We start from the raw sequence: 15443 nt of genomic DNA on the forward strand, positions 1-15443 counted from the left end.
CCCATGCCCGCGCCGACGCACGCCCCCGTTTCAACCGAAATGCCCTGTCTCGATCTCCCTGATCCCGAGGCGACAGAGCGGCTTGGCGCGCTGTTTGCCGAATTCGCCGTGCCGGGCGATGTGCTGCTCCTCGATGGCCAGATCGGCGCCGGCAAAACCCATTTCGCGCGGGCTTTGATCCAGACGCGGCTCGGCGTGGCCGAAGACGTGCCCTCGCCGACCTTCACGCTGGTGCAGACCTACGAGGCCGATTGCGAAATCTGGCATGCTGACCTCTATCGGCTCACCGACCCCGACGAAGTTCTCGAACTCGGGCTGGATGCGGCGTTCGACAGCGCGATCTGCCTGATCGAATGGCCCGACCGGCTGGGCTCGGCGGCTCCGAAAGGGGCGCTTCGGCTGCGCTTCGAGCAAACCGAAGACGGCGCGGCGCGAAGGGTCTGTTTCGAGACTGTTACGCCTCTCGCGCAGGAAGTTCTGGAGGCATGGAATGGCTGACGAAGCCAAGGTTCATAGCTTCCTCGCCGCCGCGGGATGGCAGGACGCCGCCCGCAGCCCGCTCGCCGGAGATGCCTCCGCCCGCAGCTACGAACGCCTGACCCGCGGCGCAGATCGCGCCGTCTTGATGAAGGCCCCTGACGGCTCCGAGATCGCGCGCTTCACCCGGATCGGTGATTGGCTTGCGGAGGCGGGGTTTTCGACTCCGCGGGTGCTCGCGCGCGACGATGCGGCGGGTCTGCTGTTGCTCGAAGATTTCGGCGACGCGCTCGCGACCCGTCACCTTGATGCGACACCCGAGGATGAGGCTGCACTCTATGCCCTGATCACAGAATTCCTCGCCGAATTGCGCCACCACGCGCCGCCCGCAGAGCTGTCGCTGCTGGACGGGTCGGCACTGGCCGAACTGCTGGATCTGGTGCCGGAGTTCTATCCCTGCATCGACCGCGCCGCCGCGGATAGGTTGCAACAGGCGATCACTCGGAAATTCGACACTATTCCAGCGTGGAAGCCGGTTTTGTGCCTGCGAGATTTCCATGCGGAGAATATCATTCTGCTGGATCGTCCGGGCCTGCGTCGCCTCGGTCTTCTCGACTATCAGGACGCGCTGCGCGCCCATCCCGCCTACGATCTGGTCTCCGCGTTGCAGGACGCGCGCCGCGATGTGAGCCCGCAGGTCGAGGAAGCCGAGATTGCCCACTACTGCGCGCTGACCGAGGCCGACACTGGCGCGTTCCACCTCGCCTACCGGCTGCTCGGTCTGCAACGTGCCATGCGCATTCTTGGAATTTTCGCGCGGCTTTGTGTCCGGGATGGAAAGCCGCAATATCTTGAGTTTATGCCGCGCGTCTACGACTATATCTCGCGTAACCTCTCCAGTCCGGCTCTTGCGGATCTGGCAGAGCTCTTCCACGCCGCCTATCCTGCGCCCGACCCGAATTTGATTGCTGATTTGAGACGAAAATGCCCCACCAGCCAGACGCCTTGATGCTCTTCGCCGCCGGTTTCGGCACGCGCATGGGTGCGCTGACGCAAAACCGGCCGAAACCGATGATCGAAGTCGCGGGGCGGCCCTTGATCGATCACGCGCTCGACCTTGCGCGGGCAGGCGGGGCGCGGCGGCTCGTGGCCAATGTCCATTACCTTGCTGATCAGGTGATCGCGCATCTGGCCGGTCAGGACGTCGCGATCTCGGATGAGCGCGACGAGATTCTGGAAACCGGCGGCGGGCTGCGCAAGGCGCTGCCGCTGCTGGGCGAAGGGCCGGTGATGACGTTAAATACAGATGCGATCTGGACCGGCGAGAACCCCGTGGCACGGCTGCGCGAAGCTTGGCAACCAGAGGACATGTCGGCGCTTCTGATGCTGGTGCGGCCAGTTAATGCCCGCGGCCATGCGGGTGCGGGCGATTTCGCAATGGATGAAACCGGCCGGCTGAGACGCGGGCCGGGCTATGTCTATACCGGCGCGCAGATGCTGAATCCTGCTGGAATAGGGTCTATCTCCGAGCAGAAATTCTCGCTGAACCTCCTTTGGGATGAGATGATCGCGGCGGGCCGTGTCTTCGGGCTCGTGCATGACGGGGGGTGGTGCGATGTCGGACGACCCGAGTCTATTCCGCTGGCCGAGGCGATGCTCGATGAGTGACGGCGCTGCCTCCGTCTACGCTCTCCCGCCCGGCGTCGATTTCCCCCGTGCGCTGGTAGCGGGCCTACGAGCGCGCTTCGCCGACAAGCCGCCCGAGGCACTGGCGCGTGTCACGCTCTATCTGAACTCCGGACGGATGCGCCGCCGTGTGCGGGAGGTCTTCCTCGAAAGCGGCGCGCTCTATCTGCCGCGGCTGCTATTGGTGAGCGATCTCGGGGCAGATCCGCTCGCGGGTCTGCCGCTGCCCGTGCCCCCGCTGCGCCGCAAGTTGGAACTGGCCCAGTTCGTCGAGCAACTCACCCGCGCCATGCCTGAATTCGAAGCCGGCGCGAGCCAGTTCGCGCTGGCCGAGAGCCTCTATTCTCTCCTCGCAGAGATGAAGAGCGAGGGCGTCCATATCGACGATCTCGATCAGCTCGAACTGACCGAGACCCATGCCCGGCACTGGCAGGAGAGCCTGCGCTTCATCCGGATCATTGCGCGCTATTTCGACAACGAAGTCGAACTGGACCGCGAGAGCCGTCAGCGGATGGTCGTCGAGGCAGTAATCGAGCGCTGGCGCGAAAGCCCGCCTGCCGATCCCGTGATCGTCGCGGGCTCGACCGGTTCGCACGGGGCGACCTCGCTCTTCATGCAGGCGGTAGCGCGGTTGGAAAACGGGTCGATCGTGCTCCCCGGCTTCGACCGCGACATGACGCAGGCGGCGTGGGATAGTCTCTACTCCGGCCCATTTCCGCTCGAGGACCACCCGCAGTTCCGCTATCGCAGCTTGCTCGATAAGCTCGGGCTCTCGGCGGAGGACGTCGTCGATTGGGACGAGATCTCCGCGCCGGACCCGGACCGCAATCGCCTCCTTTCGCTGGCGCTGCGACCGGCGCCGGTTACCGACCAATGGCGGCGCGAAGGCGCTGGGCTGGGTCCGCTCGTTCCAGCCTGCAAGGGCCTGTCCCTGATCGAAGCGCGCGATCCGCGCCATGAGGCGCTGGCGATCGCGCTGGCCTTGCGAGATGCGGTCGAGCGTGGTGTCAGTTCGGCCCTGATCACGCCGGACCGTCTTCTGGCGCGCCGCGTGGCGGCGGCGCTCGACAGATGGGGCCTGGTGCCCGACGACAGTGCGGGTCAGCCACTGCAGCAGACAGCGGCGGGGCGCTTCCTGCGTCAGGTCGCGGAGATGCGGGCGCGTCCCGTCGGGATCGCCGATCTGATCGCGCTGCTGAAACATCCGTTGACCGCGACCGGTGATGCGGAACGCGGGCCGCACTTGCGCAACACGCGCGAACTGGAGCTTCGCCTGCGCCGCTACGGGCCCGCTTTCCCGGATCGGGACAGTCTCACGAAATGGGCAGTAAAAGACCCCAACTCACGGGAATCCTGGGCGCATTGGCTCTGCGATATTCTCGAGGATTTCGCCGCACCTTCTGCGGCCGCGCTGTCCGATCATGTGGAGCAGCACTTCCGGCTCGCCGAACGGGTCGCCGCCGGACCGAGTGCCGCGACCGAGACCAGCGAGCTGTGGCGCGAGGCCGCAGGGCGCGAGGCGCGCCGCCTGATGGAAGACCTGCGTAGCCAGTCCGGCTTCGGCGGGCATCTCGGCGCGCTCGATTACGCCGATCTTGTCAACCGGCACCTCCAGAGCGGGCTCGTGCGCCAGACGCTCGCCGCGCACCCGCTGATCGCGATCTGGGGGACGCTGGAAGCGCGCGCGCAGGGGGCCGAACTGGTGATCTGTGGCGGGCTGAACGAGGGAAGCTGGCCGGAGGCGCCAGCTCCCGATCCATGGTTCAGCCGGAAAATGCGGCTGGAATCGGGTCTATTGCTGCCCGAAAGGCAGGTCGGCCTGTCCGCGCACGACTTCCAGCAAGCGGTCGCCGGGCCGCAAGTAATCCTGTCGAGATGCGCGCGGGATGCGGAGGCGCAGACGATCCCGTCGCGCTGGCTCAACCGGCTTTTGAACCTAGTCGACGGCCTGCCCGATCAAGGCGGCACCGAGGCGCTGGCCGAGATGCGCGGGCGCGGCAAGCGCTGGCTCGACCTGGCGGACGCGCTCGAGACGCCGCGGATCACGCTGCAGCCTGCCAAACGCCCGTCGCCCCGTCCGCCGGTCGACGTGCGCCCGCGCGAATTGCCTGTCACCGCGATCGAGACCCTGATCCGCGACCCCTACGACATTTACGCGAAGCGCATCCTGAAGCTGCGAGTGCTCGATCCGCTGCGCCCCGAGCCCGATGCCTTGCTGCGGGGACAGGTGCTGCACCAGATCGTCGAAACCTTCGTGAAGACCTATGACGAGGCGGCCACGATCGAGGCGGCGCAGGCGCGTCTGATGGAGATCGCCGAGGAGGTGATGACCCGAGACATTCCGTGGCCCAGTGCGCAGCGCATCTGGCTCGCAAGGGTCCGGGGAATCGCAGAGACATTTTGCCGGGCCGAGGCCGAGCGGCGCGCGCAAGGCGCGCCCATGGTGATAGAGAAAAAAGGCTCTGTTTCACTGCAAAAGCCGATTTTCACTCTGACCGCGAAGCCCGACCGGATCGACATTCTCGAGGACGGGCGCGCGTGGATCTACGACTACAAAACCGGCACGCCACCTTCCGAGCGAGAGGTGATGGCTTTCAACAAACAGATGCTTCTGGAGGCGGCGATGGTCGGGCGCGGGGCCTTCGAGGCGATCGGACCGCGCGAGGTCGCGGGCATGTCCTATGTGCGGCTGGGCGGCGACGGCGCCACCACGCAGATCAAGGGCAAATCCGGGGATCGCAGCGAGACGCCCGAGGAGAGCTGGGAGAAATTCCGCAAGCTGATCGCGCGCTATTTCGAGCCGACGCAGGGCTTCACCGCGCGGCGCGCCCCGCAGAAGGCCCGCGCGCGGTCGGATTACGATCAGGTCTCGCGCTTCGGGGAGTGGGATGTCACCGATGAGGCCGAGGGGGAGGACGTATCATGACCCATCCGGCCAGCCTCAGACAGCATCAGGCGTCGCAACCGGACAGCTCGGTCTGGCTTGCCGCGAATGCGGGCTCGGGCAAGACCAAGGTGCTCACCGACCGCGTTGCGCGCATGCTTTTGGCGGGAACAGAGCCTCAGCGCATCCTGTGCCTGACCTACACCAAGGCCGCCGCGGCGGAGATGCAGAACCGTCTGCTCGGTTTGCTGGGCGGCTGGGCGATGATGGACGAGGCGAAGCTGCGCGAGAAGCTGCGGGCGCTGGGTGCCGACGAGGCGCTGTCGGCCGAGGATCTGGCGAAAGCGCGACGGCTGTTCGCCAAGGCGATCGAGACGCCGGGCGGCCTGAAGATCCAGACCATCCACGCCTTCTGCGCCGGGCTTCTGCGTCGCTTCCCGCTCGAGGCGAAAGTCTCGCCCGGATTCTCGGAGATGGACGACCGCGCCGGCGAATTGATGCGTGAGGATATCCTCGAGGAGATCGCGACCGGCCCGGATTGCGACCGGCTCGATGCGTTGCTGGGCGTCTATTCCGGTGAGGACCTGACCACCCTCGCAGCCGAAATAAGCCGGAATAGGGTCGGTTTTGCAGGCGATCTGGGCTTGCCCGATCTGCTGGAAGCCTACGATCTGCCGCGGGATATGACCGAAGAGGCGCTGCTCTCTGAGGTCTTCGACGACGGCGATCTGAAGATGATCCGCGACGTCGCGCCTGCGTTCCTTGCAAGCTCCAAGAACGATCAGCGCGTCGGCGCAGGTCTGGCGGCGGCGCGTACCCGCGACCTGGACGCTGTGCAGGCGCTGGAAGACGTGCTGTGCGTCAAGAAACCGAAGGAGGGCCCGCCCTATCAGCCCAAGCTCGACAAGGTCGCCACCAAGGCGCTCGCCAAGGCGCTGGGCGACGGCACGATGGCGGCGCTGTCCGATCTTTCCGAGCGCGTCTCCGAGAACCGTCCCCGCCGCCTCGCCTTCGTCGCGGCGAAACGCGCTCATGCGTTGCACCGGTTCTCGCAGGTCTTCCTGCCGCGGCTCGACGCCTATAAGGCCGCGCGCGGCTGGCTCGATTTCGACGATCTGATCGACCGCGCGGCGTCGCTCCTGGATGAGCCGTCGGTGGCGCAATGGGTGCTGTTCCGCCTTGACGGTGGGATTGACCATATCCTCGTCGACGAGGCGCAGGATACCAGCCCCCGGCAATGGCGGGTGATCGAGAGGATCGCCGAGGAATTCACCTCCGGCGAAGGCGCGCATAAGGGCGAGCGCACGCTGTTTGTGGTGGGCGACCGCAAGCAGTCGATCTATTCCTTCCAAGGGGCCGATCTTCAGCAATTCGAGGAAATGCGCGCCCATTTCGCCCGAAAATTCGCGGATATCGGTCGCGCGCTCGCGCCGCTGGAGCTGGAGCATTCCTTCCGATCATCCGCCGCTGTGCTGCGTTCCGTGGACCTCGCTTTCGCGCGTGGGGCCGAGCAGGGCCTGGGCGGGGCGCCCTCGCATATCGCCTTCCACGAGGCGCTTCCGGGCCGCGTCGATCTGTGGCCCGCGATCGAGTCGGTAAAGACCGATGACGAGGACGATTGGGAGAGTCCGGTCGATCTGACCAGCGCGGAATCTGCGATTTCGCAGCTATCGCGCATGATCGCCGCCGAGATTTCCGCGATGATCGCGCAAGGTGTGCAAATCCCGGATCACGAGGCGTCCGGCGGCGCCCGCCCGGTGCATGAGGGCGATTTTCTGATCCTCGTGCGGCGCCGCTCGGAACTGTTTTCCGAGATCATTCGCGCCTGCAAGTCGATCGGGCTCGCGGTCGCGGGGGCGGATCGCCTGAAGCTCGGTGCGGAGCTTGCGGTGCGTGACATCCGCTCGCTACTGAGCTTCCTCGCGACGCCGGAGGACGATCTGTCGCTGGCGGAGGCGTTGCGCTCGCCGCTGCTGAACTGGTCCGAGCAGGAGCTTTACCAACTCGCGCAGCCCCGGAAGGGCTATCTCTGGGAGGCGCTCCGCCGTGGCGAGATGCGCCCTGATACGCAGGAGATGCTGAAAGATCTGCGCGATCACTCGGATTTCCTGCGGCCATTCGAGCTGATCGAACGCCTGCTGACCCGGCATGGCGGGCGCGAGCGGCTTCTGGCGCGGCTTGGCCCCGAGGCGGAGGACGGGATCGACGAGCTGATCTCGCAGGCGCTGGCGTTCGAGCGCAATGAAGTGCCGAGCCTGACCGGCTTCCTCGGCTGGCTCGATGCGGATGACGTGCAGGTGAAGAGGCAGCTAGACGGGGCAGGGCGCGCGATCCGGGTGATGACGGTCCACGGCTCGAAAGGGCTCGAGGCGCCGATCGTGATATTGCCCGATACGGCGAAGAAAAAAGAGCCTAATCCGCCTAAAATCCTGCGTCTGGACAATGGTGTCGCGGGGCTGCGGCAGCCAGCGCCGGACGCGCCAGAGGCCCAGCTTTCCGCCGCAGGAAAAGAGACGACCGCCCGCGCGGAAGAGGCGCAGCGACTTCTCTACGTCGCGATGACGCGGGCGGAGAAATGGCTGATCGTGGCCGCAGCGGGCGAGGTCGGCGAGGGCGACGAGACTTGGTATAGCCGGATGAAATCGGGCCTCGAAGCTGCCGGGACAGAGGACGTCACGGGCCTTTCCAAACCGCTGCAAGAACTGGGCGAGTTCCCTCGCCACGCGACCGGCACATGGCCCGAAAACGCTGCGGCGCCAGCAGCCGCGGAGGAGGTCACGCGACTGGATCTACCCGCATGGAGCCTCAAGCCGGCAGCTGCCATCGAGCCCCCGCCGCGCCCGCTTTCGCCCTCCGATCTGGGCGGAGCCAAGGCTCTGTTCGGTGATGGCGAGACGATGGACGAAGACGAGGCGCTGCGTCACGGGCGCAACCTGCACCGGCTTCTCGAACATCTGCCGGAACGGCCGCGCGACCAGTGGGAAGACCTTGCCGAACTCTTGCTGTCCGAGGGCGAGGATGCGCTGCTTCCGGGTGAAATAGAGCCTGTTTTGGCCGAAGCGACCCGCGTTCTCGAAGCGCCGGGCATGGCGGCCTGGCTGGGGCCGGACTGTCTGGCGGAGGTCGAGATCACCGCCGCGCTGGAGGAATTCGGCGGCCAGCGGATTCATGGCTTCATCGACCGTCTGCGGATTGATGCCGAAGGGGTTCACATTCTCGATTACAAATCCAACCGCATCGTCCCCCCGTCGCCCGATCAGGTGCCCGACGGGATCGTGCGACAGATGGCCGCCTATCGCGCGGCACTGCGCCAGATTCACCCCGGACGAGCCATCACCTGTGCGATCCTGTGGACACAGGACGGAACGATCATGCCGCTCGCAGATGCACAGCTAGACGGGAGCTTGCGCACGCCCACTGTATCTTGACGCCGCCGGGGGCGGAACTTACCTTCCTTGCCGACCCAATATTCAGGAGGCTGACATGGCTACCGTTGCTGTTACCGACGCCACTTTCGATCAGGAAGTGCGTAAGTCCGACGTTCCCGTCGTGGTGGATTTCTGGGCTGAATGGTGCGGCCCCTGCCGCATGATCGGCCCGTCGCTCGAAGAGATTGCCGAGGAAATGTCCGGCAAGATCAAGGTCGTGAAAGTGAACGTCGACGAGAACCCCGACAGCCCGGCGACGCTGGGTGTTCGCGGCATCCCCGCCCTGTTCCTGTTCAAGGATGGCGAGGTCGTCTCGAACAAGATCGGCGCAGCCCCGAAAGCGGCGCTGCAAAGCTGGATCAACGAATCGATCTGATCTGCGGATCAGGTTTGACGGAAAAGGGCGCCCTCGGGCGCCTTTTTTCATATCGGCCAGCCGAAATGGCGCAGCCTTGCGCGAAGGCGGTCCTCGAATTCGGGGCGGCCTGCGTTGAGCGATTGGAGTTGCAGGAACCAGTAGAGGTATCGCGCCACCGGCGGCGTCTCGCGCAGTTTCTCGAAAGCGGTCTCGATCCCGTCGCGCGGCACCGATCCGGCGATGTGGTGGAAATCCGACAGGCCGAACAGGATCGCCGGTTTGCGCAGGAAGAACCCCTCCAGCGCGAGCGCGCTATTCTGGGTGGCGACGAAGCGGCAGCGGCGGAGCAGTTCGCGGGAACCGCCGGACTGGAAGCGAAAGCGTGGGTGACGGGCCGCGATCGCCTCCAGCGCCTCGATTTCGCGCGCTGTGTAATCCTCGTTCGGGTGCAGCGTGGCCACGACCGGGCCGGAATGACGGGCCAGCACCTCCTCGATCATCTGCACCGGGCTCACCGACTGGAACGAGCGGTGGTCCAGCAGTCGCCCTTGCAGCGGAATGAAGGCCAGATCCTCCTCATCGGACGGTTTTACACCGGGATAGAGCTTGTTTCGCGTGGAAAAGAAGAATTGCGCGGCGGCGTCTCCATCCACCTCATCGGCATCGAACGCCGCCTGAGCGACCGGCCAATCCCACCGCTCCGCCTCCCCCTCGACATGCCAGAACGCCCCCACATAGGTCCGTCTGCAGGTCAGCGCCCGCGCATGGGTCGGCGGCTCCATCCGGTAAAGCGCATAGCCTTCGCGGGCAGGGGCCGCCGCGCGCGCCTCGGGGCCGGTCCGATGCAGGCTAACGGTCCAATCCGCCGCCTCCACCGCCCCGATCAGCCGCTTGAAGAAATTGTGTTCGCCAGCCCGGACCTGCTCCAGAATCCAGTCATCGAGATAGATCGAAAGGTGCTGCGCGCTCATGCGGTGACGCTAGCCGCAGACTCCCGCACCGGCAAGCGGGGTTGCAGCCCCGGCCTGCGGGTTACATATCTTTGGCGCAAACGGAGGACTATTATGGCCGAAGAGAAATTCCCGGGCTGGCACGGCACGACGATCATCGGCATCCGCAAGGGTGGTAAAGTGGTGGTCGCGGGCGACGGGCAGGTCAGCCTTGGCCAGACCGTCATCAAGGGCTCGGCGCGCAAGGTGCGCCGCCTGAGCCCCGGCGGTCACGACATCGTCGCGGGCTTCGCAGGCTCGACCGCAGATGCGTTCACCCTGCTGGAGCGGCTCGAGAAGAAGCTCGAGGCTTCGCCCGGTCAGCTGATGCGCGGCTGCGTTGAACTCGCGAAGGATTGGCGCACGGACAAATATCTGCGCAATCTCGAAGCGATGCTGATCGTGACCGATGGCAAGGATCTTTACGTCCTGACCGGCGCGGGTGACGTGCTGGAGCCGGAACACGGCATCGCCGCGATCGGCTCGGGCGGCAACTTCGCCCTCGCCGCGGCCCGTGGGCTGATGGAAACCGATCTCGACGCCGAGGCGGTGGCCCGCAAGGCGATGGAGATCGCCTCCGATATCTGCGTCTACACCAATGGCAACCTGACGGTGGAGAGCATCGGTGGCTGAGCTGACGCGCGACGATCTGCGTGCGGCGGTCGCGGCTGGCCATATCAGCGAGGCGCAGGCCGCCTCGGTGATGGCGCTGGCGAGCAACCGCCTCGCCGGTCGCGCGGCCCTTCCCGCCGAGGACGAACCCTTCGAGCTGTTCAAAGGCTTTGCCGAAATCTTCGTGACCGTCGGCCTCGGCATCCTGATCTTCGGGTCGTTCGGCTTCCTCCTCTTCGCGGGCGGCAAGCTGGGTTACGCGATGCTGATCCCGTTGATTGCGTTGCTGGGGGAATATTTCACCCGCAAGCGCCGGATGGTGCTTCCCTCGATCCTGCTGACGCTCACGCTGGGAGGGGCAGTTCTGGCGAGCTTCCTCGGGATTCCAATCCTCGGGATGCGCTTTGTCACCCAAGACCCGAACTTCGATCTCGCACTGGTCGCGACCGCCGTGGCGCTGATCGCGTGGTTCCTGCGCTACCGGGTGCCGTTCTCGATGTTTCTTGTGGGGCTTTGCGGGCTGGGCCTGCTGCTGTCCTTCGCGAAGGGCTTCGATCCCGAGGCGCCGATCTCAAAAACGGTCGACCTGTTCGATCTGTCCAACGGCTCGGCGCTGTCGCTGGCGATGCTGGTCTTTGGGCTCTTGGCGCTCGCAGGTGGCATCTGGTTCGACATGCGCGACCCGCATCGGCTGGGTCGGCAATCGGCCTCGGGCTTCTGGCTGCACGTTCTGGCAGCCCCCGCGCTGGTCAACACGCTCGCGCTGACCTTCTACAAGATGGGGCCGGGGACGGGCTATGTGCTGCTGCTCGCCACGCTGGCTGTGTTCGCCGCGTTGGCGCTGATCATCGACCGGCGCTCCTTCTTCACGGCCGGGATCGGCTACATGATCTTTCTCAGCTTCTATGCCTTCGGCAATGCCACCGATCCGCGCAGCTGGTGGATCACGCTGATCCTGATCGGCCTCTTTCTCACCGCGCTCGGCTCGTTCTGGACCGAGCTGCGCACGCGCCTGATGCGCGCGCTTCCCAATTTCCCCGGCAAGCATCGCCTGCCGCCCTATGCCACGGAGTAATCCATGACCGATCTGACCCCCCGCGAAATCGTCTCGGAACTCGACCGTTTCATCATCGGCCAGAAAGACGCCAAGCGCGCCGTCGCCGTTGCGCTGCGCAACCGTTGGCGCCGTCAGCAACTGCCCGACGATCTGCGCGAAGAGGTCTATCCGAAGAACATCCTGATGATCGGCCCGACCGGCGTCGGCAAGACCGAGATCTCGCGCCGTCTGGCGAAACTGGCCCGCGCGCCGTTCCTGAAGGTCGAAGCGACGAAGTTCACCGAAGTGGGCTATGTCGGCCGTGACGTGGAGCAGATCATCCGCGACCTGGCCGATGTCGCGATGGTCCAGACCCGCGAGTATATGCGCGAAGAGGTGAAGGCGAAGGCGCATCAGGCCGCCGAGGATCGCGTGATCGCCGCGCTCGCCGGCACCGATGCGCGCGAAAGCACCCGCGAGATGTTCCGCAAGAAGCTGCGCGATGGCGAGCTCGACGACAAGATCATCGAGCTCGATGTGGCAGATCAGTCCGGCGGCATGCCGCTCGGGATGATGGGCGGTCAGCCGGGCATGGAGCAGCAGATGCAGGGGCTTCAGGACCTGTTCAAAGCCTTCGGCGGCAATCGCACCACGCGGCGCAAGATGACCGTCTCGGAAAGTTACGAGGTGCTGATCTCGGAAGAGGCCGACAAGCTTCTGGACGACGAGACGGTGAAGACCGCGGCACTCGAAGCCGTTCAGCATTCCGGCATGGTCTTCATCGACGAGATCGACAAGGTCACGGCGCGCTCGGATGCGCGCGGGGCCGACGTCTCGCGCGAAGGCGTGCAGCGCGACCTGCTGCCGCTGATCGAAGGGACGACCGTTTCGACCAAGCTCGGCCCGGTGAAGACCGACCATATCCTGTTCATCGCCTCGGGCGCGTTCCATATCGCAAAGCCGTCCGACCTGCTGCCTGAATTGCAGGGTCGTCTGCCGATCCGCGTGGAGTTGCAGGCGCTGACCGAGCAGGACTTCACCCGCATCCTGTCGGAGACCGACAACGCGCTGACCCGGCAGTATCAGGCGCTGATGAAGACCGAAGAGGTCGAGGTCGCCTTCACGGAGGATGGTATCGCGGCGCTCGCCCGGATCGCGGCAGAGGTCAATCGCTCGGTCGAGAATATCGGCGCCAGAAGGCTCTATACCGTCATGGAACGCGTGTTCGAGGAGCTGTCCTTCACCGCGCCCGACCGTGGCGGACAAAGCGTCACCGTCGACGCGGGTTTCGTCGAGAAAGAGCTCGGCGATCTGACCCGCGACACCGATCTGAGCCGCTACGTCCTCTAGGGCACTGGCACCCCGCGCGCGCTCTGGTATCCTCCTGCGGGATGATGCAAGGCACGGGCGATGGCGCGGTTTCTGATCGTAATCTTGATGCTGAGCTTGGCCGCCTGCGCACCGCGCGGGCGGCTTGCCTATCTCGATCACCCGGTCGCCGATGCGCGGTCTATTTTCGTGGGCTCGACACGGGCGCCCGATCCACAGACCGGCCAGCCCTTCGGCACCGCGCGCAGTCAGCAGCTGCGGCTCGCGCGCTTCGACGTCGCCACGCCGCCGGATCGCAAGGTGGCCGAGATCGCCTATCCGATGACCGACACCTCGCCGGTCGACCCGGACAAGCAGTTCCTCGTCTCGCAATCCGAGATCGACATGCCTCGATCCGCCTTCCAGTCGGAGCTGCGCACGGCGCTGCGCAAACATGACGGACAGGCGGTGTTGTTCGTCCACGGTTTCAACAACTCCTTCGCCGAAGGCCTGTACCGGATGGCGCAGATGGGCGCGGATTTCGATCTGCCCGGCGTGATGGTGCATTACTCCTGGCCGTCGCGGGCGAATGTGCTGGGCTATGCCTACGACCGGGACTCGGTGCTCTTCGCACGCGACGGGCTGGAGGAATTGATCGACGATCTGAACGCGGCGGGGGCGAAACGCATCCTGATCGTGGCGCATTCTCTGGGCTCGGAATTGGTGATGGAGGTGCTGCGTCAGGAGGCGATTGCGCATAAACAGGGTCGATTTTCGACGATTTCCGGGGTGGTCCTGATCTCGCCCGACATTGCGGTGGATGTGTTCAAGACGCAGGCCGACGCGATCGGCACGTTGCCGACGCCGTTCATAATCTTCACCTCCTCGAAGGACAGAGCGCTGCAGCTGTCGGCGCGGCTGACGGGCAAGCGTGACCGGCTCGGCAATCTAGAAGATGTCTCCCGCATCGCACGCTACAGGGTGACGGTGATCAACGTCTCGGCCTTCAATACCGGGGACGGCCATTTCAACGTCGTCACGTCGCCCGCGCTGATCCGGCTGCTCGACAGCGCGCAGCAGGTGGCGCAGGTGCTCGAGGTGGAACAGCTGGGACGCACGGGGCTGGGCGATGCGGTGGTGCTGACGGTCGAGAACACGACGCAGATCATCCTCGCGCCGATTTCGGGCGGTTAGCGCATTCGCCGCAGATAGACGTAATAGGCACCCGCGCCGCCATGTTTCAGATGCGCCTCGTTGATCTGCATGACGGCGGGCGCGAGCGGCATCATCCGCAACCAGTGCGGCACCTGGTGGCGCAAAACGCCGACGCGCCGTGGGATCGGGCCGTCATCGTCGCCCCGCTTGCCCTTGCCCGTGATCACAAGCACCAGCCGCTTGCCGTGGCTTTGCGAATTCAGGATGAAGCGGATCAGTTCGGGATGCGCTTCGGCCAGAGTCAGCCCGTGCAGGTCGAGCACCCCTTCGGGTTTCAGCTTGCCGCGGGTCATCGCCTTATGCGCCTTGCGGTCCATCGTGACCGGTTGGCGCGCAAGATGCTCGCCCGGCTCCGGGGCTAGATCGTGACGGCTGGACGAAGGCTTTGCGTGCTGACCCAGCTCGAAGCTGCGTAGACCTTCGGCCTTCGGTTTCGGCTTGGGTTTGGGCGCAAGAAAAGACTCTAATTCGGCTCGATCGGCCTTTTTGGGGCGGTAATTCTCGGTGGTCGCCGCCACGCGATCCCAAAGCGCGCGCTCCTCGGGGCTGAGTTTGCGTTTGCGGCTCATGCGCGCCTCCGCAAGCCGATCATCCGGCCCTTGGTGTTGATCGCGCCTGCGATGCGCCCGGCATCCGCGCCGGTGCCGATGAAGAGATCACCGCGTCCCGCGCCCTTGATCGCAGAGCCCACATCCTGCGCCACCATCAACCGCTGCCCGAAGCCGGGGCAGTCGATCCAGACCGGGCTGCCCAGCGGTACGATCTCGGGGTCCACCGCGAGGCTGCGTCCTGCGCTCACCGGACGCCCCATCGCGCCCAGGGGGCCGGTATCGCCCGGGACATCCAGCACCCGGAAGAACACGAAAGACGGATTGTGGTTCAGCAGCTCCTGCAACTGATCGGGGTTCTCGGCGGCCCAGCGTCGGATGAACTCGGGCGTCATCTCCTGGGCCGGGGCCGCGCCGCGCGCGATCAGCTCCTTGCCGATGGAGCGGTAGGGATGCCCGTTCTTGCCGTCGAAGCCCAGCCGCAGGCTCTCGCCATCCGCAAACCGCACCCGTAGCGAGCCTTGCACCTGCGCGAGATAGGCCTCGATCGGGCTCTCGAGCCAGACCAGCTCGCGCCCCGCCAGCAGATCGCCCGCGGCGATCTCGGCGCGGGTGTACCAAGGCGAATTAGACCCTATTTCAGCCGGTTTCGCATAAAGCGGCCAGGCGAAGCGGTCGGATTTCTCGCGCGCGCCGGGCAGTTCGGGTTCGTAATACCCAGTGAAATGGGCAGCGCCCTCTGGCGCGATTTCATAGGGGGCGAAATAGGTCTCGAAAGCGGCTCGGGCGTCGTCCAGCCCGGCGGTGTCCATCCCGTAGAGATCGGCCGTAACGCAAAACGCCGCCCAAGCGGCGGCGTGATCGTCCCGGGCCCAGCCGGGAATATCTTCGAAGGACAGCAC

General features: G+C 65.4%; 13 protein-coding genes. 10 read left to right on the forward strand and 3 right to left on the reverse strand.

All coding sequences use genetic code 11. The features are described 5' to 3' along the window. The first annotated feature begins 3 nt into the window (after positions 1-3). Genes tsaE through trxA form a run of 6 tightly spaced genes read left to right on the forward strand, consistent with a single transcriptional unit; the run spans position 4 to position 8851 of the window. Positions 4-498: a tRNA (adenosine(37)-N6)-threonylcarbamoyltransferase complex ATPase subunit type 1 TsaE gene (gene tsaE / locus B6V72_RS10785; RefSeq protein ID WP_077701059.1), complete on the forward strand. Its 495-nt coding sequence runs from the start codon at positions 4-6 to the stop codon at positions 496-498. After that, the gene (locus B6V72_RS10790) at positions 491-1486 is read left to right on the forward strand and encodes a phosphotransferase (RefSeq protein WP_088735534.1); all 996 of its coding nucleotides are present in this window, start codon (positions 491-493) and stop codon (positions 1484-1486) included. Before tsaE ends, B6V72_RS10790 begins: the two co-directional genes overlap by 8 nt. Continuing rightward, positions 1462-2145: a nucleotidyltransferase family protein gene (locus tag B6V72_RS10795; RefSeq protein ID WP_088735535.1), complete on the forward strand. Its 684-nt coding sequence runs from the start codon at positions 1462-1464 to the stop codon at positions 2143-2145. Before B6V72_RS10790 ends, B6V72_RS10795 begins: the two co-directional genes overlap by 25 nt. After that, positions 2138-5089 carry a double-strand break repair protein AddB gene (addB, locus tag B6V72_RS10800; protein WP_088735536.1) on the forward strand — a complete coding sequence of 984 codons (2952 nt, stop codon included), beginning with the start codon at positions 2138-2140 and terminating at the stop codon, positions 5087-5089. Before B6V72_RS10795 ends, addB begins: the two co-directional genes overlap by 8 nt. Continuing rightward, the gene (addA, locus tag B6V72_RS10805; RefSeq protein WP_088735537.1) at positions 5086-8475 is read left to right on the forward strand and encodes a double-strand break repair helicase AddA; all 3390 of its coding nucleotides are present in this window, start codon (positions 5086-5088) and stop codon (positions 8473-8475) included. Before addB ends, addA begins: the two co-directional genes overlap by 4 nt. A 55-nt stretch (positions 8476-8530) precedes the next feature. Next, positions 8531-8851, forward strand: coding sequence for a thioredoxin (gene trxA, locus B6V72_RS10810; RefSeq protein ID WP_075776673.1), 321 nt, complete (start codon positions 8531-8533; stop codon positions 8849-8851). Between the two features lie 47 nt (positions 8852-8898). On the opposite strand, the gene B6V72_RS10815 is transcribed toward trxA, so the two are convergent. After that, positions 8899-9804 carry a hypothetical protein gene (locus B6V72_RS10815; protein WP_088735538.1) on the reverse strand — a complete coding sequence of 302 codons (906 nt, stop codon included), beginning with the start codon at positions 9802-9804 and terminating at the stop codon, positions 8899-8901. A 93-nt stretch (positions 9805-9897) separates the two neighbouring features. Here B6V72_RS10815 and hslV point away from each other — a divergent pair, with 93 nt between their 5' ends. Genes hslV through B6V72_RS10835 form a run of 4 tightly spaced genes read left to right on the forward strand, consistent with a single transcriptional unit; the run spans position 9898 to position 13972 of the window. Next, complete coding sequence (gene hslV / locus B6V72_RS10820; RefSeq protein ID WP_075776671.1) at positions 9898-10455, forward strand: ATP-dependent protease subunit HslV; 558 nt, start codon at positions 9898-9900, stop codon at positions 10453-10455. Continuing rightward, positions 10448-11509, forward strand: coding sequence for a hypothetical protein (locus B6V72_RS10825; protein ID WP_088719989.1), 1062 nt, complete (start codon positions 10448-10450; stop codon positions 11507-11509). The genes hslV and B6V72_RS10825 overlap by 8 nt, the downstream gene beginning before the upstream one ends. A 3-nt stretch (positions 11510-11512) precedes the next feature. Further along, positions 11513-12820, forward strand: coding sequence for an ATP-dependent protease ATPase subunit HslU (gene hslU / locus B6V72_RS10830; protein WP_075776669.1), 1308 nt, complete (start codon positions 11513-11515; stop codon positions 12818-12820). 60 nt (positions 12821-12880) lie between these two features. Further along, on the forward strand, positions 12881-13972 hold the full coding sequence (locus B6V72_RS10835) for an alpha/beta fold hydrolase (RefSeq protein ID WP_088735539.1): 1092 nt from the start codon (positions 12881-12883) through the stop codon (positions 13970-13972). Here the strand turns inward: B6V72_RS10835 and B6V72_RS10840 are convergent. Both B6V72_RS10840 and B6V72_RS10845 read right to left on the reverse strand, forming a co-directional pair. After that, on the reverse strand, positions 13969-14562 hold the full coding sequence (locus B6V72_RS10840; protein ID WP_088735540.1) for a Smr/MutS family protein: 594 nt from the start codon (positions 14560-14562) through the stop codon (positions 13969-13971). The two genes, B6V72_RS10835 and B6V72_RS10840, sit on opposite strands and share 4 nt — an antisense overlap. Further along, the gene (locus B6V72_RS10845) at positions 14559-15443 is read right to left on the reverse strand and encodes an MltA domain-containing protein (RefSeq protein WP_240497717.1); all 885 of its coding nucleotides are present in this window, start codon (positions 15441-15443) and stop codon (positions 14559-14561) included. The genes B6V72_RS10840 and B6V72_RS10845 overlap by 4 nt, the downstream gene beginning before the upstream one ends.

This window comes from Thioclava sp. F34-6 (assembly GCF_002213235.1).
Taxonomy (GTDB): Bacteria; Pseudomonadota; Alphaproteobacteria; order Rhodobacterales; family Rhodobacteraceae; genus Thioclava; species Thioclava nitratireducens.

Excerpts from the sequence above, each read along its gene's own strand:
- tsaE (WP_077701059.1), top strand. The coding sequence starts at position 4 with ATGCCCGCGCCGACGCACGCCCCCGTTTCAACCGAAATGCCCTGTCTC.
- B6V72_RS10790 (WP_088735534.1), top strand. The coding sequence starts at position 491 with ATGGCTGACGAAGCCAAGGTTCATAGCTTCCTCGCCGCCGCGGGATGG.
- B6V72_RS10795 (WP_088735535.1), top strand. The coding sequence starts at position 1,462 with ATGCCCCACCAGCCAGACGCCTTGATGCTCTTCGCCGCCGGTTTCGGC.
- addB (WP_088735536.1), top strand. The coding sequence starts at position 2,138 with ATGAGTGACGGCGCTGCCTCCGTCTACGCTCTCCCGCCCGGCGTCGAT.
- addA (WP_088735537.1), top strand. The coding sequence starts at position 5,086 with ATGACCCATCCGGCCAGCCTCAGACAGCATCAGGCGTCGCAACCGGAC.
- trxA (WP_075776673.1), top strand. The coding sequence starts at position 8,531 with ATGGCTACCGTTGCTGTTACCGACGCCACTTTCGATCAGGAAGTGCGT.
- B6V72_RS10815 (WP_088735538.1), bottom strand. The coding sequence starts at position 9,804 with ATGAGCGCGCAGCACCTTTCGATCTATCTCGATGACTGGATTCTGGAG.
- hslV (WP_075776671.1), top strand. The coding sequence starts at position 9,898 with ATGGCCGAAGAGAAATTCCCGGGCTGGCACGGCACGACGATCATCGGC.
- hslU (WP_075776669.1), top strand. The coding sequence starts at position 11,513 with ATGACCGATCTGACCCCCCGCGAAATCGTCTCGGAACTCGACCGTTTC.
- B6V72_RS10835 (WP_088735539.1), top strand. The coding sequence starts at position 12,881 with ATGGCGCGGTTTCTGATCGTAATCTTGATGCTGAGCTTGGCCGCCTGC.
- B6V72_RS10840 (WP_088735540.1), bottom strand. The coding sequence starts at position 14,562 with ATGAGCCGCAAACGCAAACTCAGCCCCGAGGAGCGCGCGCTTTGGGAT.